Origin of the sequence: Microbispora sp. NPDC049125, assembly GCF_040802045.1 — a bacterium.
Taxonomy (GTDB): Bacteria; Actinomycetota; Actinomycetes; order Streptosporangiales; family Streptosporangiaceae; genus Microbispora.
On the sequence record NZ_JBEZDW010000009.1, the window covers coordinates 96,281 to 117,379 of the forward strand.

At 71.7% G+C, this 21,099-nt stretch carries 15 protein-coding genes and 1 pseudogene; 8 read left to right on the forward strand and 8 right to left on the reverse strand.

All coding sequences use genetic code 11. The annotated features are described in order from the left end of the window. The first annotated feature begins 371 nt into the window (after positions 1–371). Positions 372–1,304: an SRPBCC family protein gene (locus AB0B72_RS13570; RefSeq protein ID WP_367738954.1), complete on the forward strand. Its 933-nt coding sequence runs from the start codon at positions 372–374 to the stop codon at positions 1,302–1,304. A 10-nt stretch (positions 1,305–1,314) separates the two neighbouring features. After that, positions 1,315–2,484: a zinc-dependent alcohol dehydrogenase gene (locus AB0B72_RS13575; protein ID WP_367738956.1), complete on the forward strand. Its 1,170-nt coding sequence runs from the start codon at positions 1,315–1,317 to the stop codon at positions 2,482–2,484. Positions 2,485–2,500: 16 nt separating this feature from the next. Here the strand turns inward: AB0B72_RS13575 and AB0B72_RS13580 are convergent, their stop codons facing one another. Continuing rightward, a complete protein-coding gene (locus tag AB0B72_RS13580; protein ID WP_367738958.1) occupies positions 2,501–3,364 on the reverse strand; it encodes an ATP-grasp domain-containing protein in 864 nt (287 codons plus the stop codon). Positions 3,365–3,458: 94 nt separating this feature from the next. Further along, a complete protein-coding gene (locus AB0B72_RS13585) occupies positions 3,459–3,965 on the reverse strand; it encodes a hypothetical protein (RefSeq protein ID WP_367738960.1) in 507 nt (168 codons plus the stop codon). Positions 3,966–4,081: 116 nt separating this feature from the next. Between AB0B72_RS13585 and AB0B72_RS13590 the strand changes: the two genes are divergently transcribed. The 3 genes from AB0B72_RS13590 (at position 4,082) to AB0B72_RS13600 (ending at position 9,184) form a co-directional block, all read left to right on the forward strand. Then, positions 4,082–4,909 carry a hypothetical protein gene (locus AB0B72_RS13590; protein ID WP_367738963.1) on the forward strand — a complete coding sequence of 276 codons (828 nt, stop codon included), beginning with the start codon at positions 4,082–4,084 and terminating at the stop codon, positions 4,907–4,909. Beyond that, the gene (locus AB0B72_RS13595) at positions 4,906–5,274 is read left to right on the forward strand and encodes a GntR family transcriptional regulator (RefSeq protein ID WP_367738965.1); all 369 of its coding nucleotides are present in this window, start codon (positions 4,906–4,908) and stop codon (positions 5,272–5,274) included. Before AB0B72_RS13590 ends, AB0B72_RS13595 begins: the two co-directional genes overlap by 4 nt. A 205-nt stretch (positions 5,275–5,479) precedes the next feature. Then, complete coding sequence (locus AB0B72_RS13600) at positions 5,480–9,184, forward strand: NACHT domain-containing NTPase (RefSeq protein WP_367738967.1); 3,705 nt, start codon at positions 5,480–5,482, stop codon at positions 9,182–9,184. Between the two features lie 11 nt (positions 9,185–9,195). Here AB0B72_RS13600 and AB0B72_RS13605 read toward each other — a convergent pair whose 3' ends face one another. Together AB0B72_RS13605 and AB0B72_RS13610 are read right to left on the reverse strand one after the other, a co-directional pair. Further along, positions 9,196–10,341, reverse strand: coding sequence for an acyl-CoA dehydrogenase family protein (locus tag AB0B72_RS13605; RefSeq protein WP_367738972.1), 1,146 nt, complete (start codon positions 10,339–10,341; stop codon positions 9,196–9,198). A 100-nt stretch (positions 10,342–10,441) separates the two neighbouring features. Beyond that, entirely contained in the window at positions 10,442–11,566 is a 1,125-nt protein-coding gene (locus AB0B72_RS13610; RefSeq protein WP_367738974.1) for a M24 family metallopeptidase, read from the reverse strand. A gap of 323 nt (positions 11,567–11,889) precedes the next feature. Between AB0B72_RS13610 and AB0B72_RS13615 the strand changes: the two genes are divergently transcribed. Next, entirely contained in the window at positions 11,890–12,918 is a 1,029-nt protein-coding gene (locus tag AB0B72_RS13615) for a PP2C family protein-serine/threonine phosphatase (protein WP_367738976.1), read from the forward strand. 228 nt (positions 12,919–13,146) lie between these two features. On the opposite strand, the pseudogene AB0B72_RS13620 reads toward AB0B72_RS13615, so the two are convergent. Both AB0B72_RS13620 and AB0B72_RS13625 read right to left on the reverse strand, forming a co-directional pair. Further along, positions 13,147–13,941: pseudogene (locus tag AB0B72_RS13620) on the reverse strand (TIGR03620 family F420-dependent LLM class oxidoreductase); the annotation flags it as partial. A gap of 105 nt (positions 13,942–14,046) precedes the next feature. Further along, entirely contained in the window at positions 14,047–14,388 is a 342-nt protein-coding gene (locus tag AB0B72_RS13625; protein WP_367738978.1) for an ArsR/SmtB family transcription factor, read from the reverse strand. A 232-nt stretch (positions 14,389–14,620) separates the two neighbouring features. On the opposite strand from AB0B72_RS13625, the gene AB0B72_RS13630 reads away from it, so the two are divergent. Together AB0B72_RS13630 and AB0B72_RS13635 are read left to right on the forward strand one after the other, a co-directional pair. After that, entirely contained in the window at positions 14,621–15,517 is an 897-nt protein-coding gene (locus AB0B72_RS13630) for a 5'-3' exonuclease H3TH domain-containing protein (protein WP_367738982.1), read from the forward strand. Positions 15,518–15,715: 198 nt separating this feature from the next. Then, positions 15,716–17,263, forward strand: a complete 1,548-nt coding sequence (locus tag AB0B72_RS13635; RefSeq protein ID WP_367738986.1) for an RNB domain-containing ribonuclease — start codon at positions 15,716–15,718, stop codon at positions 17,261–17,263. Positions 17,264–17,285: 22 nt separating this feature from the next. Here the strand turns inward: AB0B72_RS13635 and AB0B72_RS13640 are convergent, their stop codons facing one another. Continuing rightward, positions 17,286–19,997, reverse strand: a complete 2,712-nt coding sequence (locus AB0B72_RS13640; protein ID WP_367738988.1) for a DEAD/DEAH box helicase — start codon at positions 19,995–19,997, stop codon at positions 17,286–17,288. A 134-nt stretch (positions 19,998–20,131) separates the two neighbouring features. Further along, positions 20,132–21,019, reverse strand: coding sequence for a diacylglycerol kinase family protein (locus AB0B72_RS13645; protein WP_367738990.1), 888 nt, complete (start codon positions 21,017–21,019; stop codon positions 20,132–20,134). Positions 21,020–21,099 lie beyond the last annotated feature (80 nt).

Consider the following 21,099-nt stretch of genomic DNA (forward strand, 5'->3'; position numbering starts at 1 on the left):
GGGGGCCGAGCACACGCAAGCGGTCAACCGCCTGAGCCGATCCGCCTGAGCCGCACCATCTGAGCCCACCGCCTGAGCCGCACCGTCTGCGCGCGCCCCCCTGAGCCGCGCCATCTGAGCCCACCGCCTGAGCCGCACCGGCAAGCGAGCGCCGTCTGAGCGCGCCACCTGAGCGCGCCACCTGAGCGCGCCGCCTCCGCGCGATGGTGTGTCAGTCCCGCGACCACTGGGTACGGGCCTGACTAGGCGTTTCATCCGTTTTATGCCTATATATCCGAATCTGACGGCTTTCGTGGGCGGTGCGCCGGGCGAAACGGCGCGGCGGATCGCGTCGCCCGCGGCCGGACAGCGACCAGCCATGCGAGGACGACATGAGGGAACGACACGAGGACACGTCCGACCGCCTCGCCCGCACGCTGGCCTGGGCCGGCCTGGGCCTGGGTGTGGCACACATCGCCGGGCCGCGCGTGGCCGCCAGGATCGGCGGCGCCGGCGGCTCGCCCGCGGCCCGGCCGCCCTTCGCGGGCATGCGGGAGCTGCTCCACGCCGGAGTCCTGACGAGCGCCCGCGGGCCCGCCACCCGCATCTGGTCCCGCGTCGCGGGCGACGCCGCGGACCTGACCCCGGCCGGCGGGTCCGCGACCCCCCGGTTCGACCGCAGACGCCGCCGGATCGCCGCCGTCACAGGCGTGATCGTCGCCGTCGCCGCCGTCGACGCGTACGCCGCCATGCGGGCCGGGAGGAGGCGCGCCGGGACCGCGGGGCCCGGCCAGGCCGGCGGGGCGCGGGGCGTCCTGGACCTGCACGCCGCCATCACCGTCAAGCGGCCCCGCGAGGACGTCTACCGGTTCTGGCACAACTTCGAGAACTTCCCCCGCTTCATGGTGCACGTGGAGTCCGTCGAGGCGAGCGACGGCCAGACGCACTGGAGGGTCCGCGGCCCCGCCGGGAAGGGTGTCGAGTGGGACGCGGAGATCGTCGAGGATCGCCGCGACCAGCTCATCGCCTGGCGCTCGACTCATGGCGCCCTCGTGCCGAACAGCGGCTCGGTACGGTTCGCCGACGCCCCCGGGGATCGCGGCACCGAGGTGCGGGTGAGCCTGCGCTACCACCCGCCCGGCGGCAGGGCCGGGCTCGTCTTCGCCCGCCTGATGGGCGAGCACCCCGAGCAGCAGGTCCGCGACGATCTCCGCCGCTTCAAGCAGGTCATGGAGACCGGCGAGGTGGTCAGGTCCGAGGGCAGCCCCGAGGGCACCCGAGCGCTGCGTCAGGTCCTGCAGCGGCCCGCGCAGCCGGTGGGATGAGGAGGATCTCATGAAGGCCAACTGCTGGATGGGGCGCAACACCGTCGAGGTGCGCGAGGTGCCCGACCCCACGATCATGAACAGCCGCGACGCGATCGTCCGCGTCACCTCGACCGCGATCTGCGGCTCCGACCTGCACCTCTACGACGGCTACGTCCCCACCATGAAGAAGGGCGACGTCCTCGGCCACGAGTTCATGGGCGAGGTGGTCGAGGTGGGCCCCGGTGTGCCCAATCTCAAGGTCGGGGACAGGGTGGTCGTCCCGTTCCCCATCGCCTGCGGCGACTGCACCTCGTGCGCGCACGGCATGTACTCCGTGTGCGAGAACTCCAATCCCAACGCCGGCCTGGCGGAGAAGTTCATGGGCCACGCACCGGCCGGGATCTTCGGCTACTCGCACATGCTGGGCGGATACCCGGGAGGCCAGGCGGAGTACGCGCGGGTGCCGTTCGCGGACGTGGGACCCATCAAGATCGAGAGCGGCCTGCCGGACGAGAAGGTGCTGTTCCTGTCCGACATCCTGCCCACCGGATGGATGGGCGCCGAGATGTGCGGCATCAGGCCGGGCGACGTGATCGCCGTGTGGGGCGCCGGCCCGGTCGGCCAGTTCGCGATCGCCAGCGCGTTCCTCATGGGCGCGGAGCGGGTCATCGCCATCGACCGCTTCGCCTACCGGCTGAGGATCGCCGAGCGGGCGGGGGCGGAGACGCTCAACTATGAGGAGGCCGACGTCCGGGACGCGCTGCAGGACATGACCGCCGGCCGCGGCCCCGACGCGTGCATCGACGCCGTGGGCATGGAGGCCCATCACGCCCACCCCACGATCTACGCCTACGACCGGACGAAGCAGGCCACGCGCCTGGAGACCGACCGGCCGTACGCCCTGCGTGAGGCGATCATGGCCTGCCGCAACGGCGGGACGGTGTCGGTCATCGGCGTTTACGCGGGCTTCCTCGACAAGTTCCCGATGGGCGCGATCATGAACCGGTCGCTGACCCTGCGCAGCGGGCAGTGCCACGTCCAGCGGTATCTGAAGCCGCTGCTCCAGAAGATCGAGGACGGCGACATCGACCCGAGCTTCGTCATCACCCACCGCCTGCCGCTGAGAGAGGCGCCGCGCGCCTACGACATGTTCAAGAACAAGCTGGACGACTGCAACAAGGTCGTCCTGTCGGCCTGACACGCTCGCGCCCCGGTCACCGCGCATTCAGCAGTGCCTCGACCAGGACGCCGGGGTCGGCGCCGGACGGCCAGTCGCTCACCTGGCCGTCGCCGACCTCGATGACCCGCCAGACTCCGTCCGCCCGGCGCACCAGATCGGTCGTGACGAACCGCGCGGCGAGGCTCCGCACGGCCTCGCGGATCTCGCCGAGGTCCGCGGGCGGCGTCGTGACGTCATCGGGGCTGTCCGGATGCGGACCGGCCAGCACCGGCTCGCCGTCCACCCACCACACACGCACCTGCGCCCCGGTGAGCTGCTCGAAGCGGCGGATCACCAGCCCACCGGCCAGATCCTCGCCCTGCAGCTCGGCGAAGCGCGCGGCGACCCGTTCCAGCGCGTCCAGATCGGGCGCGTAGCAGGCCTCCAGCCACTCGTGCTTGCGCGACTTCACATAGTCCTTGACCACGTAACCGTCTCCGCCGAGCCCGCCGGCCAGCGCCGCCAGCCGCTCCCCGCGCGGCGGCGCTTCGCCCGGCGCCATCGGCACGACCACCGAGGGCGGTGTCAGATCGCGGAAGGAGGCCAGCCACCCGGGCAGCTCATGACCGCGGCGGTAAGCGGCGGCGTCGGTGAGCGGACGGCAGCCCTTCGCACGCAGGGCTTCCTCAAGCGCCGCGTACTGTCCGGAGGTCACCATCCAGCCCCGGTACCAGACCGCGCCGAACCCGTCCGGCACCCGCGCGACCGCCTCCTCCGCCCGGCCGGCGGTGAGCGCGTCGTGATCGATCAGCGCGCGCAGGCCGTCTCGATCCCGTACGGCGAGCGCCTGCGCGGCGAAGTGCGGATCGGCCCGGCGAGGCTGGAGCGGATCCGCGCAGAACAGGAAACCCACCGCCATGATCAGCAGAATACGGGGCCTCGCCCCCGCCTTCATCTGGTTTGTCGGACGGTTTGTCCGGGCGGTCTCCGGTGATCGCACCTTGGTGAGGCTGCTATGGGCAACCGGCCCGAGCCATGTCGGCCACGGCGCGCCGCCATCCGGGGAGCGGTCCGTCCTTCCAGGCGACGCGCACCTCGTAGCCGCTCTCCCGGCCGTACGCCACCATCTCCAGGCGCCATTCGCCGGGCTCGGATCCGCATGGGACGTCCAACTCCAGGACGAGCGGCCGGGCTCCGCCGGCGGGGAGCGTCCAGCCTCCGCGGGGAAGTACAAGAAGGCCATCGGGCATGCCATCATGCGGGTCGACCACCCGGACGGGAAGGGTCGTTCCCGGCGAGATCGAGGAAGGCGTGGCCGGGACCAGGCCTTCGTTGCGCAGGTCCACATGAAGGCGGACCCGGCCGGCTACCGCTCCCGGCTCGACCAGTGTGGGCGTGGCGCTCAGCCAAGGGACGGCGGCACCGCTCCACCAGGCGGCCACCGCGAGCAGGGCCATGACGGCGACGATGGACACAATGACGGCGAGCCGCCGCCGCCAGGACACGCGAGGCGCGATCATCACCCACGTCCCGTCACTGATCACCGACGCCACACGACCTTCCAATGACATAGATGTATTAACATATTGATACAGTGGGAGCCTTGCCGCAATGCCGGGGAGAGTCCTATATGTCCATGTCATCACTGGGACAGCTCGCCTACACGCTCGCGTGGATGTTCGCCGTCCCCACGCTGGCCCTGCTGGCCGCGTTCGCGCCGGTCAGCAGGCGGCGGCTCACCGCCTTCGGCCTCCGGCGCGACATCACCGTCACCGTCGGCAACGGACCGATCCTGATCGGATACCTGGCCAGGGTCGCCCGATGGCGGGCACTCGGCGGAGCGGCCGGGTGGATCGCGGGTGGCGCCCTCGCCCTCCCCGGCGGCTGCTACTTCTGGGGCGCGGCCGGATACCTGACCGGCGCGCTCACCGCCGAGGTCAAGACGTCGGTGCGGCCTTCGCCGGGACTGCGACGGGCCGCTTTGACCGTGCGCCGCTCCCGCGACTACCTGTCCTGGGGCGCCCGTTGGGGCCCGGTGCTCATAGTCACGGCCCTCGCCTGCCAGATGGCCATCTATGTGCGCTGGCCGAACGCGGGCCTTCCAGACGTTCGCCCGGCCAGGGCGGCCGCCGATCTCGCGGCCATCACCGTGCTGGTCATCGTCATGGGACTGTCGCGACGGCTCATCACCCAGCGTCCCCGGCCCGTCTTGGCCGCCGACCTGAGCGCGGCCGACGACGCGATCCGCGCCGGCTCGCTGCAGACCATCAGCGGGGCGTCCCTGGCATTGATGTGCCTGGCCGCCACCGACGCGATGTGGGCGGCCCTGCTCGATCTCGACGCCCCGGAGCCGTTTAACTGGATCTCCACGTGGCTGAGCATCGCGATGTACGTGTTCGCCCTTTACTCCTGGTTCGGGGTCCGGGGGCGCGTGCGCCGGCCGCGGCGGAGGGCGGCGGCGTGATCGTCGAGATCGACCCGGGATCGTCCACCCCGCCGTACGAACAGCTCAGGACGCAGATCGCCGCCCTTATCCGCAGCGGTGATCTGGCGGTGGGCGCACGCCTGCCCAGCATCCGGCAGCTCGCCCGAGATCTCGGCCTGGCCTCCGGGACGGTCGCGCGGGCCTACCGGGAGCTGGAGGCCGCCGGATACCTGCGGGGAAGGGCCGGTCAGGGCACCGTCGTGCGGGAGATACCCGAGATGACCGAGACCGAGCGCGGCGCACGGCTCGCGGAGGCGGCGCGGGCGTACGCGACGGCCGTGCGCGAGCTCGGCGCGGACATCGAGGCGGCCGTGAGAGCCGTCCGGCACCAGCTCGCCGACTGACCCCTCGCAGGCGGCCGGGCGATCACCCCTTGGTGACGGCGCGGGCGATGACCACTTGGTCTAACGTCTCTGCCCCAATGCCGACTTGCACTATTGAGACGATATGAAACGTCTGATGTGGATACGCTCTGGAGTGTCCACCGCAGTGGCGTCGTGACGCCCCCTCCCCCGTGGACCAGCCCCGTGAGAAGTGGAGCTTTTCGCCATGGCTAAGGAGGCCGCAGACGCTGGAGCGGCCAGGGCCGTCGTCGCACGAATGGGCTGGGCGACAGTGGCTGTGGCGCCCCCCGCCGCGGCCGCCGTCTGGTGGCCGGGACTGGCCGGACGCCCCTGGTGGACCCTGACGGCTGTGCTGGTCTACGAGAGCGTGCTCCTCGCGGGGGCCCTTCTCAAGGGTGTCGCCGGAAAGCTGCTAGGCCGATGGGAGCAGCGGCTGACGGACCAAGCCGACGACGCCCTACGCCGCCGGTTCTCGCGCTTCCGGAGCCGATACTTGGAGCATCTGCACTACAGCACGCGCGGCATCGAGCAGGTGGGCGTCCCCCGCAAGACGGCCTGGACCCCGCCCTTGGACAAGGTGTACGTCGACGTCGCGCTCGTCCACCGCCCAGCACACGAGACCTACCGCGACGCGCTTGTCGCGCAACGGCAGGTGCCGGGGCCGCGGCGGTCGCTGCGCTCCTTCCTGGACGAGGGCGAGTCGATCGTCATAGCGATCCTCGGAGCGCCCGGGATCGGCAAGACCACGCTGCTGCGCCGGACCGCGCACGAGTTGAGTTCGCCCAGCCGACTGTCCTGGGGCCGCCGCCGTACTCTCCCGGTTCTCTTGAGGTTGCGCGACCACGCGCGACTCATCACCGAGGGCGGCGACACGACGCTACCGGGCCTCATCGTCGCGGACATCAACGGGCGCTGCGGCCAGGAGCCGCCGGGATGGTTCGAGCGCCAACTGAAGGACGGCGCCTGCCTGGTCATGCTCGACGGGCTCGACGAGGTCGCGAGCGAAGCCGACCGCGCGAAAATCGTCTTGTGGGTGGGCGAGCAGGTCAATCGGTATCACAAGAGCAGCTTCGTACTGACGTCGCGCCCGCACGGCTACGTGGACGTGGAGGGAGCGGTGGTCGTTCAAGCGCAGCCGTTCACCTCCGACCAAATTACGGAATTCGCCTACGCCTGGTATACGGCGCACGCGGAGGAGAAAGTCGGACAGCGCCACCTCGACGCCGAGGCACGGCAGACCAGGATCGCCGCAAAGGTCGCTGCCGGCCACCTGCTGGAGGATCTGCATACGCGCCGGGACCTGTGGCTGCTGGCCACCAACCCGCTGCTGCTGACCATGCTCAGCATCTTGCACGAGAACAACTCCGCACTTCCGCGGGACCGCGCGCAGCTTTACTCCGACATCGTGGAGCTCCTCGTCTGGCGCCGCCAGCGGGACAAGCGGGGCGGTGTCGAGCTTCACGGAGACCTGCCGGGCAAGCAGAAGGAGCTGGTCCTCAGCGAGCTGGCGTTCGCGATGATGGCGGGGGGCGTCACTGTGATCGACGCCGCCGACGCCCGGGAGCTCGTCGACGAACTACTGCCCGACATCTCCTGCGACCGCGACGCGGCCACGTTTCTGGCCGACTCCGTTGCTGCAGGCCTGCTGATCGAGCCGTCGGAGGAGACGTACGCCTTCGCCCACAAAACCTTCCAGGAGTACCTGGCGGCCGTGAACGTCAAAGAAAACGCCCGGGTCGACAGGCTGGCCGCCGAGGTCGGCTCCGACTGGTGGCGGGAGACCATCCTGCTCTTCGTCGCCCGATCTCCCGCTGATTCGATCATCGAGGCGTGCCTCGACCGCGACGACGTCGACAGCCTCGCCTTGGTCTTCGACTGCGCCGAGACGCTGCACAAGCTGGACCGGCGGCTGAAGAAACGCCTGTCGGCGGTCCTCGCCGAGGCGGGGCATCCCTCCACATCCCCCGCCCGGCGGCGGCTGCTCACAGCGGTGACGGTCAAACGGGCTGTGCGGGGAGCCGTCCCCCTTCCGGGCGGCGCCGAGTTGTGCGCACGTCCACTCAGCCAGGAGGTCCATCGCCTCTTCCTCCGCGACCTCTCGATGGAAGAAATCGCCCGGCTGGTCCTAGCACCTGGGCCCGCGGCGCCCGCCGGCGCACCTGGGGACACGCCCGCCGTCTACGCCAGCGCGATCGAAGTGTCCGCCGTCCTAACCTGGGTGCGGTCACTCCTCCCGGACGGCCCGGCCGTGCGGCTGCCCACCGCAGCCGAGCTGAGCAGCCCGGAAGTGCGCGCCATGATGGAGCGCCGCGGCCACGGCGTCTGGATCGCGGACTCCCGCGACACGTCCCGCCCGTCCCTGTGGCTGCCCGAAGGGACGCCGAACCCATGGTCCACTACCGCCGACCGCGTGCTGACCCGGGCGACGGCAGACGCCGAGTCCTTCGACAAGATCCTGAAGCGCGCCGAGGTGCTGCGGCTGACCGTGACGGCACTCGACGTCGTCGGCGTCGAGTACGCGCGCGACGCCCTCTACACCGCCCTGCGAGAGCTGCGGTCGGGCTCTAAGACGGGTGCCCCGCACGCCGCTCTGGGGCCGGCCCGCGAGGTTGTCGAGATCCCCACGACCATCGGGAGCGCCGAGGGCAGGGACGCGGCCGCGGTCCGCGTCTTCGCGGACGAGCTTTTGGACCGCGTCCGGGACTGCCTCTCCCACCTCGGGGCGCCCAGCGCCGCGGACACGACGGGCGACGTCGCCTCCGCCCTCGGTCCGGCGCTGCACCGCCGTCACGACATCGTCATCACGACGTCCGGTGGTCTGGCTCACGAGTACCTGTCCACTCTTGAGAGTGCCTTCGAACTGCGCAGACTGCTCGCCCGCGCGGTGGACCAGGCCCGGAGACTCACCACCGAGCTGGGGGTCGGCCCTGTACGGCACCGCCTGGGCACCCGCGATCGCGCCGGCGCGATCGCCGAGGCACTGAGCGGGGCGTACGACCACATTTCCTCAGACCCGGGCTCGCGGTGGGCGTCCTTGTCCTACCGCGCTGTGGTCGGCGTGATCCGAAGCGCACTTCCGAACGCGCTTGAGATTTCCAGCGATCTCCTGGTCGAGGGGGACCCCGTCGCTCACGCCAGGCAGCTGGCCGAGAGCCTCGCTGGCGGACTGGGCGACGCCGCATGGAAGGTGGACGGCCTGGCCCGGGCGGCCGCGCTCAACGACGCGCTTTACGATGCCTGCTTCAGGATCTCGTTCGCCGACGCCCCGGCGTCGTCTCCGGGGTCGTCCACAGGGCCGGACGATCCCCGGGCCCTGGCGCTCCTCGACGTCGTCCGCTTCGAAGTCGCGGACGTGGAGCGGCTCGCCGCGCTCCGCGCCGTTCTCCGCGAGCAGCTCTCCGAGCTCGCCGCGTTCCTGGAGCTGAGCCAGATCCTGCAACGACTCGACCACGACAGCCCTCGCACGAGACCCGGCAGGTGGCATTCGGTGCTGGAGACCATCGCCTCCGGTGTGATCGTAGATCCGTCGCGCACAGCTCACCTCCTTGGCGCCGGGCTCAACCTGCTTGCGGGGATGCGTATCGCGGGCGCCGGTGACCAGCCCGAGCTCGCCCGGCATCCCGATCCGGCGGTCGCCCTCGCCGCCCTCCTGGCCCGCGTTGGCCTTCCGGAGCTCACCGGAAAGCGTCCACCAGCTCGACGGACCGCGGCGATGGTGATGTTTGGTGCCCTCGCGGCGGCGTTCACGCTTGGACAGCGTCCCTCCGAGGCCATGCGATCGGCGGGCGGAATGTACGTGGAGGTAGCCGCCGGGATGAGCACGCTGCTGGACCGCCTGGAGGGACGAACCGTCGCCGCTGAGACGATCACGCTGGTGATGGAGAAAGGAGAGACCGTTCTCCCCGCCTGATCCAGCTCCGGTCACCCCTTGGTGACGGCGCGGGCGATGACCACGCGCTGGATCTGGTTGGTGCCCTCGACGATCTGCAGGACCTTCGCCTCCCGCATGTGGCGCTCGGCCGGGAAGTCCTCCACGTAGCCGTAGCCGCCCAGCACCTGCACGGCGTCGGTCGCGACCTTCATGCACATGTCGGTGGCGAACAGCTTGGCCATCGCCGCCCGCGTGCCGTACGGCCGCCCGGCGTCGCGCAGCCGCGCGGCCTCCAGGTAGAGCGCCCGCGCGGCGGCGATCGACGTGGCCATGTCGGCCAGCATGAAGCCGATCCCCTGGAAGTCGGCGATCCTGGAGCCGAACTGCCTGCGCTCCCCGGCGTACGCGGACGCCACGTCGAAGGCGGCCTGGGCCACGCCGACGGCACAGGCCGCGATGCCGAGCCTGCCGCCGTCGAGGGCGGCCATCGCGATGCGGAAGCCCTCCCCTTCCGAGCCGATCAACGCGTCCCCCGGGAGCCGTACGGCGTCGAACCGCACCTGCGTGGTCGGCGACGAGCGCATCCCCATCTTGCGCTCGGGGACGCCGTACGACAGCCCTTCGAGGCCCGACGGGACGTGGAAGCAGGAGACGCCCCGGGCGCCGTCACCGGAGGTGCGGGCCATCAGGGTGTAGAAGTCGGCGACACCGCCATGGGTGGTCCACGCCTTGACGCCGTCCACCACGTAGCCGCCGGCGTCGGCCACCGCCCGGGTGGTGAGCGCCGCCGCGTCCGACCCCGACTGCGGCTCCGACAGGCAGTAGGCGCCGAGCAGCTCCCCGCCGGTCATCGACGGCAGCAGCCCGGCCCGCTGCGCCGCGGTGCCGTACGACGCGACCGGGAAGCACGAGAGCGTGTGGACGGAGACGCCCAGCCCGACGGCCAGCCACGCTCCGGCGAGCTCCTCGATCACCTGGAGATACACCTCGTACGGCTGGGCCGACCCGCCGTACTCCTCCGGGTAGGGCAGGCCGAGCAGACCGGACGCGCCGAGCAGGCCGAACAGGTCGCGCGGGAACCGGCCCGCCGCTTCGTCGGCGGCCGCGCGCGGCGCGACCTCCTTGACGGCCAGCTCACGGGTTAGATCCAGCAGGTCGTGCGCCTCGGGCGTGGGCAGGACTCGGTCGACGCTCATCAGGTGCTCCCGTCGGGGTACGGCGGTTCGAGGATCGGGGGCCGGGATCGCCGGCCCGCCCGATTGTCACATTCTTCCCGAACTACGCCGTCCCAGCGGATCACACGACGATGAGCTCCCTGCTGGTGTGGTTGAGCCGTTCGCCGGCGGTCTCACCGCAGATGACGATGTCCTCGATGCGGGCGCCGTGCCGTCCGGCCAGGTAGATGCCGGGCTCGACGGAGAAGGCGTATCCCGGCCGCATGGGCTCGGTGTTGCCCGACACGATGTACGGCTCCTCATGGGTCTCCAGCCCGATGCCGTGGCCGGTCCTGTGGATGAACTCGGCGCCGAAGCCCGCCTCCGTGATCACCTCCCGGGCGGCCGCGTCCACGGACTCGCAGGTCACCCCGGGACGGACGTGGGCGCAGGCCGCCTCCTGGGCCTGCCTGAGCACCTCGTAGTACGCGGTGAACTCGGCCGGCGGCTCCCCCACGCAGTAGACGCGGGTGGAGTCGGAGCAGTATCCGCTCGGCATGGTCCCGCCGATGTCGACCACGACGGGCTCGCCCGGCTGGATGACCCGGTCGGACAGCTCGTGGTGGGGGCTGGCGCCGTTCGGGCCGGAGCCGACGATCACGAAGTCCACCCTGGCGTGCCCGGCCTCGATGATCGCCTCGGCGATGTCCTTGCCGACCTCGCGCTCGGTCCGTCCCGCCTTGAGGAGCCCGGGGACGAGGCCGTGCACGGTGTCGATGGCCGCGCCGGCCTCCGCCAGGGCCGCCGCCTCAGCGGGGGACTTGCGCATCCGCAGCTCGCGCAGCACGCTGCCGGCCAGCACCTGCTCGGCGCCCGGCATCGCGTCGCGGAACCGCAGCGACTGCAGCGCCCACATCCGGTCGGCGAGGCCGACCCGCCCCACCGGGCCGATCCGCCGGGCCACCAGCGCGTACGGATCGTCCGTCTCGTCCCAGGGCACGAACTCCAGGCCCAGCCGGGAGGCCGGCGAATGCTCGGCGGCGGACAGCTCCAGGCGCGGGACGACCAGGAACGGCTCTCCCGACGCCGGTACGGCCAGGCACGTCAGCCGCTCCAGCGGCATGGCCTCATAGCCCGTCACGTAACGCAGGTCAGGGCCGGGAGTCAGCAGCAGCGCGCCGAGACCGGCCCGGCCGGCCGCCTCGGCGACGGCCGCCACGCGGGTCGTGGGATACAGCTCGGCGGTGTCGAAGGACGTCGATGTCACGGCATCCAACTTATCGAGGGCGCACCCCCCGGGGCACATCCAGGGTTCCGAAGGCACGTCGCCGACGGCGCGGCCCGGCACTTTCGGGCGAACGTCAGCACCCCGGCGCCGCTGGGGCGACGCGCCCGGATGGGCCGATCGTGAGGCCGCGCAGAAGACATAGCACAGGTCCGCCGCGGCACACGGACAGGTGAAGGCGTTCCTTCCACCCGGATAGAAGAAATGCCATCCCGAGGGTGGGAACGACTGCTACGCTCCGCGCAAGGACGATCACCCTGCGTCCGATCACAGGTCAGTGACAGTCATCTTCGAGAGTGAGTTACATGGTCGGCGTAGCGGGCGGCCCTCAGCCGCCCCACCCCCCAGCGGACGACCGCATCCGGAGCGCGACGACCGGAGCCGTCGGGCCCGCGCTCCTCGCCCACGCCACGCGGCCGGTCCGTGCCGAGCCCCGCATCCGCAGAAGCGGGGGCCTGCGGAGCCTGCGCGCCGTGCTGGAGCCCGCCGCGTCAGGCGTGCACGGGGTGATCCAGGACATCACGGCGCGCAGACAGGCGGAGCGGATCGTGTCGGACTCCACACGCCGGCTCTTCGAGACGCGGGAGACCGCGGCGGAGGAACGCCGCGTGACGCTGGCGCTGCGGGAGGCGATCCTGCCCGAGCCCGGCGCCTCCGTCGACCTGCCGTACGCGCGGATCGCGGTCCGCTACGTCCCCGCGGGAAGGGCGGCCAGCCTCGGGGGCGACTGGTACGAGGCGGCCCCCCTTCCCGACGGGCGGATGTTCCTCGCCGTCGGCGACGTGTCCGGGCACGGCCTGCCCGCGATCGCCGAGATGGCCCAGCTGCGCCACGCGCTGCTCGGCCTGACCATGACGGGAGCCTCCCCCGGCCTGCTGCTGTCCTGGCTGAACACTCTCGTCCTGAACCGGATGGCCGACACCACCGCGACCGCGGTCTGCGGCCACTTCGACCCGGGCAGCCGGATGTTCACCTGGGCTCAGGCGGGCCATCCGGCGCCGATCCTGGTGCGACGCGGGGGCGCGCGCCAGCTCTCGGCGCCGCGAGGGGTCGTCCTCGGGGCCGTGCCGGAGCTGCGGTACGGAGTGTCGGACGTCCGCCTGGAGCCGGGCGACGTCCTGCTGATGTTCACCGACGGCCTGGTGGAGCGCCGTTCACGTGACATCGGCACGGGGCTGTCGATGATCGTCGAGGCGGCCGGGCGGATGGCGGACGGCGCCGGCCTCGACGCCGCCCTCGACCGCCTCCTCGACGAGATCGGCGGCCCCAACCCCGAGGACGACACCTGCCTGCTCGCGGTTCGCGTCACCGGAGGCGGCGCGGACGCCGGCTGACCCTCCAGCGGGTGCCGGGGTCAGGTACGGGGGAGCAGGGCCCCGGCCAGCTGCCGCCATCGCGGCATGGCCGACCGGCCCGGTTCGACGCCGAGAACCTGGACGGCGACATGATCCGCGCCCGCGTCGAGCTGGCCGTGCAGCTTGCCGACGATCGTGTCGAGGTCCCCCCAGAACACGAGGTCGTCGACGAGCCGGTCGCTGCCACGGCCGCTTGCCGACGATCGTGTCGAGGTCCCCCCAGAACACGAGGTCGTCGACGAGCCGGTCGCTGCCACGGCCGCCGTCGATGTCCGCTTCGGTGTAGCCCAGGCGATGGAATTTGGCGATGTTGTACTTCGTGGTGAGGTACACGTGCAGGTGCTCACGTGCGATCTCACGCGCCTTGCCCGGGTCGCTCTCGAAGAGCACCGCCTGCTCGACGCCGAGGAACGGGCCGTCGCCCAGCACCTCCCGCGCCTGTGCCGTGTGCCTCACCGTCACGTGGTAGGTGTGCGCGCCTTCGGCCCGATCGCGGGCCATCTCCAGCATCTTCGGCCCGTACGCGGCCAGGAGGCGCCGCATCGGCGCCTTCGGCACGGGATTGGCGCTCGTCGTCGCGTCCATGGCATCCAGGTACTCGCTCATCGCCCCCAGCGGCCTGGTCCGGGGGCGCTCACCCCCGAAGCCGAGACCGAGCAGGTGGCGATCCGGGTAGGCGTCCGCCAGAAGCAACGCCGCGCCCCGGGTCCACCGCGGCTCGCGGGACCAGATCCGGGCGATGCCGTTGACCACGCTGATGCGCCGGGTGCAGGACAGCAGGAACCCGGCGTGGGTCATCGCCTCGCGTCCGTCCCTCTCCGGGATCCAGAACGCCGGCCAGCCGAGGTCTTCGAGCTCCTGTATGGACTCTCGCATCATGCTCGCCGGCTGGTCCTCGAAGTCGAACGTCCAGACCCCGAAGCGCCCCAGACTCATCCCGTCGATCACGCCCATGTCTCCTCCTGGCCGAAGGCGCGGAACCACCCTTCGTGGAGCCCGCATCCATCGAAGTATCGCAGAATCTCGATATGATCTGGACGCCAGCGCCGTCCATGCCGACGGCGGACGTCCATGCCGACGACGGCGTCCCGGTCGGCACGACGAGCGCTAAAGCGAGCGTCCCAGCACGTCGACAAGCCGGGCGATGCGCTCCTCGTCCCGCCGGTAGTGCGTCCACTTCCCGATGCGAGTGGAGCGGACCAGCCCGGCACGTTCCAGCGATGCCATGTAGGCGGAGACGGTCGACTGCGCGAGCCCGGTCTTGGCCTGAATGTGGCTCACGCACACGCCGGCCTCGTACGGGTCCGCGATCGCCTCCTCCACCGGGAAGTGACGCTCGGGATCGCGCAACCACTGGAGCACCTGGAGCCGCACCGGGTTCGCGAGCGCCTTGAACACGGGGAGCAGCTGGGCGAGGGCGTCCAGCGAAGGCTCGGTGTGTGTCGTCATGACCCGTCAAGAGAAAGAGGAAGTAAGCCGCAACATCGAAGAACTTCGATATGATACCCCGCCCTCAACCACCCAGATCAGGTGCGGCGCGCCCGCAGCGGCGGCACCGGCGCGCGACAGCGGAGCCGGATGGCGGCCCACATATGCGGCCCTTCGCACCGGCCCTCCGCACCGGCCGTTCCGCTGGCCGCACTCCTCGGCGGCGTGGACGGGCGACAATGGGAGGGTGCTGATGCTTCTCGACACCCCGTCGCTCTACTTCCGCGCGTTCTACGGGATCCCCGAGTCGGTGACCGCCCCGGACGGCATGCCCGTGAACGCCGTGCGCGGCCTGATCGACATGATGGCGACCTTGGTGCGGCAGCACTCCCCCGACGAGATCGCCGCCTGCATGGACGCCGACTGGCGGCCGGCCTTCCGGGTGGCCGCGATCCCGTCGTACAAGGCGCACCGGGTGGCGAGCGGCGCCGAGGAGTCGGTGCCGGACACGCTCGCACCGCAGGTCCCCGTCATCGAGGAGGTACTCGACGCGCTGGGCGTCGCCCGCATCGGCGTGCCGGGCTACGAGGCCGACGACGTGATCGGCACGCTCGCGATCGCCGCGCCCGGGGCGGTCGACATCGTCACCGGTGATCGCGATCTTTTTCAGCTCGTCGATGACGTCAAACCCTGCCGTGCCCTTTACACAGTAAGGGGGATTCGGAACCTGCAGATGGTGGACGAGACGTTCGTCAAGGAGAAGTACGGCATTCCGGGCCGCGCGTACGCCGACTTCGCGACGCTCCGCGGCGACCCGAGCGACGGTCTGCCGGGGGTCGCCGGGATCGGTGAGAAGACGGCGGCGGCTCTGATCACCCGCTTCGGATCCCTCACGGCGATGCTCGCCGCACTCGACGAAGGCGGGACCGACGGCTTCCCCGCGGGCGCCCGCGCGAAGCTGGCGGCGGCCCGCGACTACCTTGAGGTGGCGCCCGCCGTGGTGAAGGTGGCCCATGACGTCCCGATCCCGGACGTGGATCTGACCTGCCCGGCCAAACCACGCGACCCCGAGCGGCTGGTGGCCCTCGCGGACCGCTACAACCTCGACGGCCCGCTGAACCGCCTGCTGGCGGTCCTCTCGGACCGATGACGCTCCAGGGACTGTCCGGATCTCCTGGCCGGCCGGTGACGGCGGGCGATCCGGCGATCGAACGGCAGAGAGCCCTGGCTAGAGCGGCCATACGTGTCAGGGCCGCCACGCGACCGCACAGCGCCGTATCACGACAAGGCCGACGGATCGGGTGAAGGCCTGGCGAAGCTGGCGGAGTAGGTTGATCGCGTGGTCAACATGAGGATCCGCCTTCACGCCGAGCACGGCACGGGGAGCCAGAACGGACAGCGCTCCGACGGGCAGGCCGAGCAGGCGCGCGGGCAGCGCCCACCCGAGCAGAAGCACGAGCAGAAGCACGTCGCGGCGGACAGCGGGCCTGGCGCCGGCTTCAGCGGGCTCAGCGCCGGATTCGCCCGTATCCGACGGGAGTTCGATCTGCCGGACGGCTTCCCGCCCGCCGCGCAGGCGGAGGCCGAGCGTGCCGCCACGTCGGCGGCCCCGCCCGATGAGGACCGCACCGACCTCCCGCTCGTGACGATCGACCCGCCGGGCTCGATGGACCTGGACCAGGCGCTGGCCATCGAGCGTCGCGGCGAGGGTTACCGGGTCTGGTACGCGATCGCCGACGTGGGCGCGTTCGTCCGGCCGGGCGGGGCGGTCGACCGGGAGGCGCGGGCGAGGGGCGAGACCGTCTACCTCCCGGACACGCGCGTCCCGCTGCACCCCGCGGTGCTGTCCGAGGGGGCGGCCAGCCTCCTGCCTGGCCAGACGCGCCCCGCGGCGCTGTGGCGCATCGACCTCGGCGCGTCCGGAGAGGTGGAGGCGGTCGATCTGCGCCGCGCGCTGGTCCGCAGCCGGGAGCGGCTCGACTACGACGCCGTCCAGGCGGCCGTGGACGCCGGGACCGCCGAGGGGACTCTCGCACTGCTCGCGGAGGTGGGGCCCCTGCGGCTCGGCCTTGAGCGGGCCAGGGGCGGGGTGTCGCTTCCGACGCCGGAGCAGCGGGTGGTGCCGGACGGCGACGGCGGCTACGCCGTCGAGTTCCGCTCCGGCCACCCCTGCGAGGCGTGGAACGCCCAGATCTCCCTGCTCACGGGGATGTCGGCGGCGCGGCTCATGCTGGACGCCGGGATCGGCGTGCTCCGCGTGCTGCCCGAGGCCGGGCCCCGGGACGTCGCGACGGTCCGCAGGATGGCCGCCGCCCTGGGCGTCCCCTGGCCGGAGGGCGCGTCGTACGGAGACGTCGTCCACGGTCTCGACCCCAAGATCCCCGGACACGCGGCCTTCCTCAACGAGTCGGCCGTCCTGCTGAGGGGCGCCGCGTATGTGTCCTTCAACGGCTCCCCGCCCGAGCACGCCGTGCACGCGGCGGTGGCGGCGCCGTACGCGCACGTGACGGCGCCGCTGCGGCGCCTGGTCGACAGGTACGCCACGGAGGTCTGCCTGGCCGTGGCGGCCGGGACGCCGGTGCCGGAGGAGGTCGCCGGGGCCCTCGCCGCGCTCCCCGAGGAGATGGCGTCGTCGGCCAGGCGCGCCTCGGGTGTCGAACGGGCGTGCGTGGACCTGGTGGAGGCGGCCGTCCTGGAGCCCCGGGTGGGCGAGGTGTTCGAGGCCGTCGTCATCGACGTCGAAGAGGGCCGGCCGGGCGGCCGGATCCAGATCGCCGAGCCCGCCGTGATCGCCCGCTGCGACGGCGACGGCCTGCCGCTCGGCGAGCGGATCCCGGTACGGCTGACGCGCGCCGATCCCGGGACCCGCGAGGTCCGCTTCACCGCCGCGTCCTGAAGTCCCCGCCGGGCCGGGCGGCTCAGGCCACGGAGGAGTAGGCGACCACGCCGCGGCGCATGGCCTCGATGGCCTTCGCCGCGGTGTCGCCCACCTTGCTGCCCTTGGGCGCGGCGTCCTTGAGCTGGCCCAGCAGGTCGAGCAGCTGCTTCACCCACCGGACGAAGTCGCCCGCGGCGAGGTCGCTGTCGGTCAGCACGGCGTCGAGGCTGTGCCCCTTGGCCCAGCGGAAGGCCGGCCAGGCGAAGCCCAGGTCGGGCTCCCTGATGAACGACAGGCCGTGGTCCTCCTCGACGCCCTCCAACTCGCCCCACAGGCGGATCATCTCGGCCAGCGCCCCCCTGGCCGCCCCCGCGGGGATCTTCGGGCTGCGGGCGTCGTCCGACTGGCGCGACTCGTAGACGAGCGACGACACACAGGCGGCCAGCTCCGCCGGGTCGAGGCCGTCCCAGACGCCGGAGCGCAGGCACTCGGCGGTCAGCAGGTCGAGCTCGGTGTAGAGCTTGGCGAGCCGCCGCCCCTCCTCGGTGACCGTCTCCCCCCGCAGGTAGCCGAGCTGGTCCAGCACCCCGCACACCCGGTCGAACGTACGGGCGATGACGTGGGAGCGGCCCTCCACCCGGCGGCGCAGCCCTTCGGCCTCCCTGAGCAGCTTGTAGTACCGCTCGGCCCACCGTGCGTGGTCCTCGCGCTCGTCGCAGCCGTGGCAGGGGTGCTGGCGCAGCTCCCGCCTGAGCCGGTTGATCTCCTCGTCCTCCGCCGCGTGGTCGCGGGCGCGGGCGGGCTTGCCCAGGTCACGGTCGCCCAGCTTGGCGTGGACGGTGGAGACGAGGTCGGCGCGCTCCTTCGGCGACCGGGGATTGAAGCCCTTCGGGATCCTGATCTTGTCGACGGGCTCGACCGGCACCGGGAAGTCCGCGGCCGCTAATCTCTTCACCTGCTTGCCGATGGTCAGGACCAGCGGGGACGGTCCCTCGCCGCGGCCGTTGGTCCCCGGGTCGAGCACGACCGCGATCCCCGCACGGCGTCCCCCGGGCACGCGGATGACGTCGCCCGGCCTGAGCGCCTCCAGGGACTGCACGGCCTGCGCCCGGCGCGCCGCCCCGCGCTGGCGGGACATCTCGGCCTCGCGGTCCGACAGCCGCCGGCGCAGCGCCGCGTACTCGGGGAAGTCGCCGAGGTGGCACGTCATGGCCTCGGCGTAGCCCTCCAGGGCCTGCTCGGACTTGCGGAGCTGGCGGGCGAGGCCCACGACGGCCCGGTCGGCCTGGAACTGGGCGAAGGAGTCCTCCAGGAGCGTCCTGGCCCGCTCGCGGCCCACCTGGCCGACCAGGTTCACCGCCATGTTGTACGACGGCTGGAAGCTGGAGCGCAGGGGGTAGGTCCGGGTGCTGGCCAGGCCCGCCACGCTGAGCGGGTCCATCCCCGGCTGCCAGACGACCACGGCGTGGCCCTCGATGTCGATGCCCCGGCGTCCGGCCCGCCCGGTGAGCTGCGTGTACTCCCCCGGCGTGAGATCGGCGTGGGTCTCGCCGTTCCACTTGTCGAGCTTTTCGATGACGACGGAGCGCGCGGGCATGTTGATGCCCAGCGCCAGCGTCTCGGTGGCGAAGACGGCCTTGACCAGCCCCCGGGTGAACAGCTCCTCCACGACCTCCTTGAAGGCGGGGAGCATGCCGGCGTGGTGGGCGGCCAGGCCGCGCTCCAGACAGTCGCGCCACTCCAGGAAACCGAGGACGGCCAGGTCCTCGTCGGGCAGGTGCGCGGTGCGCTCGTCGACGATCTGGCGGATCTCGTGCCGCTCGTGGTCGTTGGTCAGCCGCAGCCCGGAGAACAGGCACTGCATCACGGCCGCGTCGCACCCGGCCCGGGAGAAGATGAACGTGATGGCGGGCAGCAGGCCCTCGGAGTCGAGCTTCTCGATGACGTCCGACCTGCTGGAGGTGTTGCCCCGGGGGCGGGAGTAGCCGCGCCGGCCGCGGGTCTGCGCCAGCCGGGACTCGTCGCGGGAGATCCGCATGAGCGACGGGTTGATCCGCAGCGTGTCGTCGCCCTCGTTGACGAACAGGTCGTACAGGCGGTTGCCGACGAGCATGTGCTGCCACAGCGGGACCGGGCGGTGCTCGTCCACGATCACCGTGGTGTCGCCGCGGACCTCGCCGAGCCACTCACCGAACTCCTCGGCGTTGCTCACCGTGGCGGACAGCGCCACCACGCGGACCGACTCCGGCAGGTGGATGATCACCTCTTCCCAGACGGCGCCGCGGAACCGGTCGGCGAGGTAGTGGACCTCGTCCATCACCACGTAGCCGAGGCCCGCGAGGGTGGCGGAGCCCGCGTACAGCATGTTGCGCAGCACCTCGGTGGTCATCACCACGATCGGCGCCTCGCCGTTGACGCTGTTGTCGCCGGTCAGCAGGCCGACCTTGCCCGAGCCGTAACGCCGGACGAGGTCGTTGTACTTCTGGTTGGACAACGCCTTGATGGGCGTCGTGTAGAAGCACTTGCGGCCCTGCTCGAGGGCGAGGTGGACGGCGAACTCGCCCACCACGGTCTTGCCCGAGCCGGTGGGCGCGGCCACCAGCACGCCGTCCCCCGCTTCGAGCGCCTGACATGCGTCGAGCTGGAACTCGTCCAGCTCGAACTCGTACAGGTCGCGGAACGAGGAGAGAGCGGGACCAGAGCCGGCCTGCCCCTCACGGAATGCGGCGTAGCGTTCCGCTGGCGTACTCATACCGTCAACCCTACCGATAACGGGATTGCGGGCGTCCTTCATCGCCTTCCGTAATCGCCGTTTCCCTGTTTCCGCAGGTTGCCGGCGTATGTGGGCGAGCCGGCATGCGTCGTATGACGGCCACGGCTTCGCCTTTACAATGTAGATTCGGGAACGAGTACGCGCAGCGCGCCGGGCGCCACGGTGCACGTCACCGGCGCCGGGCCGACGCGTTCCCCGTCCGCGTACGCGACCACGTCGGCCGCCTCCACCGTCACGCTCGCGGCCCGCCGGACGGTCACCGAGGGATGCCCCACGTGGCTTCCCCGGTAGACGCGCGGGAACGTACGGAGGAACTCCCCGGTGGACATGGCGCCGAGGATCAGCACGTCGAGCAGCCCGTCGTCCGGCCGCGCTCCGGGGCAGATCCGCATGCCGGCGCCGTACGAACTGGTGTTGGCCACCGCGACCAGCATGGCCTCCCGCTCGATCACCCCGCCGTCCAGGGTGATCCGGAAGGCGATGGGCCGGAACGAGCGCAGCTCCTGCGCGAGCGCGACCAGGTACCTGGCCATGCCGGGCGGACTGGTCATCGCGTTGGCCCGCTCGTTGACCCGGGAGTCGAAGCCGCAGGCCACCACACCGGCGAACCACTCGTCCGCGACGGTCGCCGCGTCCACCACCCGGTGAGCGCCGGCGGCCACGACGTCCGCCGCCGCCAGGGGATCACGGCGCGGAAGGCCCAGAGCGCCGGCGATGTCGTTGCCGGTCCCCGCGGGGACGATGCCGAGCGGCACCGCCGTGCCCGCCACGGCCTGCACGGCGATGTGCACCAGCCCGTCCCCGCCGAAGGCGACCAGCGCTCCGGGGCTCCCGGCGACGGCCGCGCGGGCCCGGCCGAGGGCGTCCTGGGGAGAGGTCCCGACGATCACCGAGACGGGGCGCCCGCCTTGGCGCAGCCGCCGCAGGACGGGATCGAGGAGGCGGAGCGTGCGGCCGCCACGGGCAGCGGGGTTCACCAGGACGACCAGCTCATCGGACACAGGGGGAACCTATCGCCGGGGAGCGGCCGCGACCAGGCCCGCGAGCGGCGGCCACGAACGGCCGGCGGCCGAGCCGCGGC

Excerpts from the sequence above, each read along its gene's own strand:
- AB0B72_RS13570 (WP_367738954.1), top strand. The coding sequence starts at position 372 with ATGAGGGAACGACACGAGGACACGTCCGACCGCCTCGCCCGCACGCTG.
- AB0B72_RS13575 (WP_367738956.1), top strand. The coding sequence starts at position 1,315 with ATGAAGGCCAACTGCTGGATGGGGCGCAACACCGTCGAGGTGCGCGAG.
- AB0B72_RS13580 (WP_367738958.1), bottom strand. The coding sequence starts at position 3,364 with ATGGCGGTGGGTTTCCTGTTCTGCGCGGATCCGCTCCAGCCTCGCCGG.
- AB0B72_RS13585 (WP_367738960.1), bottom strand. The coding sequence starts at position 3,965 with ATGATCGCGCCTCGCGTGTCCTGGCGGCGGCGGCTCGCCGTCATTGTG.
- AB0B72_RS13590 (WP_367738963.1), top strand. The coding sequence starts at position 4,082 with ATGTCATCACTGGGACAGCTCGCCTACACGCTCGCGTGGATGTTCGCC.
- AB0B72_RS13600 (WP_367738967.1), top strand. The coding sequence starts at position 5,480 with ATGGCTAAGGAGGCCGCAGACGCTGGAGCGGCCAGGGCCGTCGTCGCA.
- AB0B72_RS13605 (WP_367738972.1), bottom strand. The coding sequence starts at position 10,341 with ATGAGCGTCGACCGAGTCCTGCCCACGCCCGAGGCGCACGACCTGCTG.
- AB0B72_RS13615 (WP_367738976.1), top strand. The coding sequence starts at position 11,890 with ATGGTCGGCGTAGCGGGCGGCCCTCAGCCGCCCCACCCCCCAGCGGAC.
- AB0B72_RS13625 (WP_367738978.1), bottom strand. The coding sequence starts at position 14,388 with ATGACGACACACACCGAGCCTTCGCTGGACGCCCTCGCCCAGCTGCTC.
- AB0B72_RS13630 (WP_367738982.1), top strand. The coding sequence starts at position 14,621 with ATGCTTCTCGACACCCCGTCGCTCTACTTCCGCGCGTTCTACGGGATC.
- AB0B72_RS13635 (WP_367738986.1), top strand. The coding sequence starts at position 15,716 with ATGAGGATCCGCCTTCACGCCGAGCACGGCACGGGGAGCCAGAACGGA.
- AB0B72_RS13640 (WP_367738988.1), bottom strand. The coding sequence starts at position 19,997 with ATGAGTACGCCAGCGGAACGCTACGCCGCATTCCGTGAGGGGCAGGCC.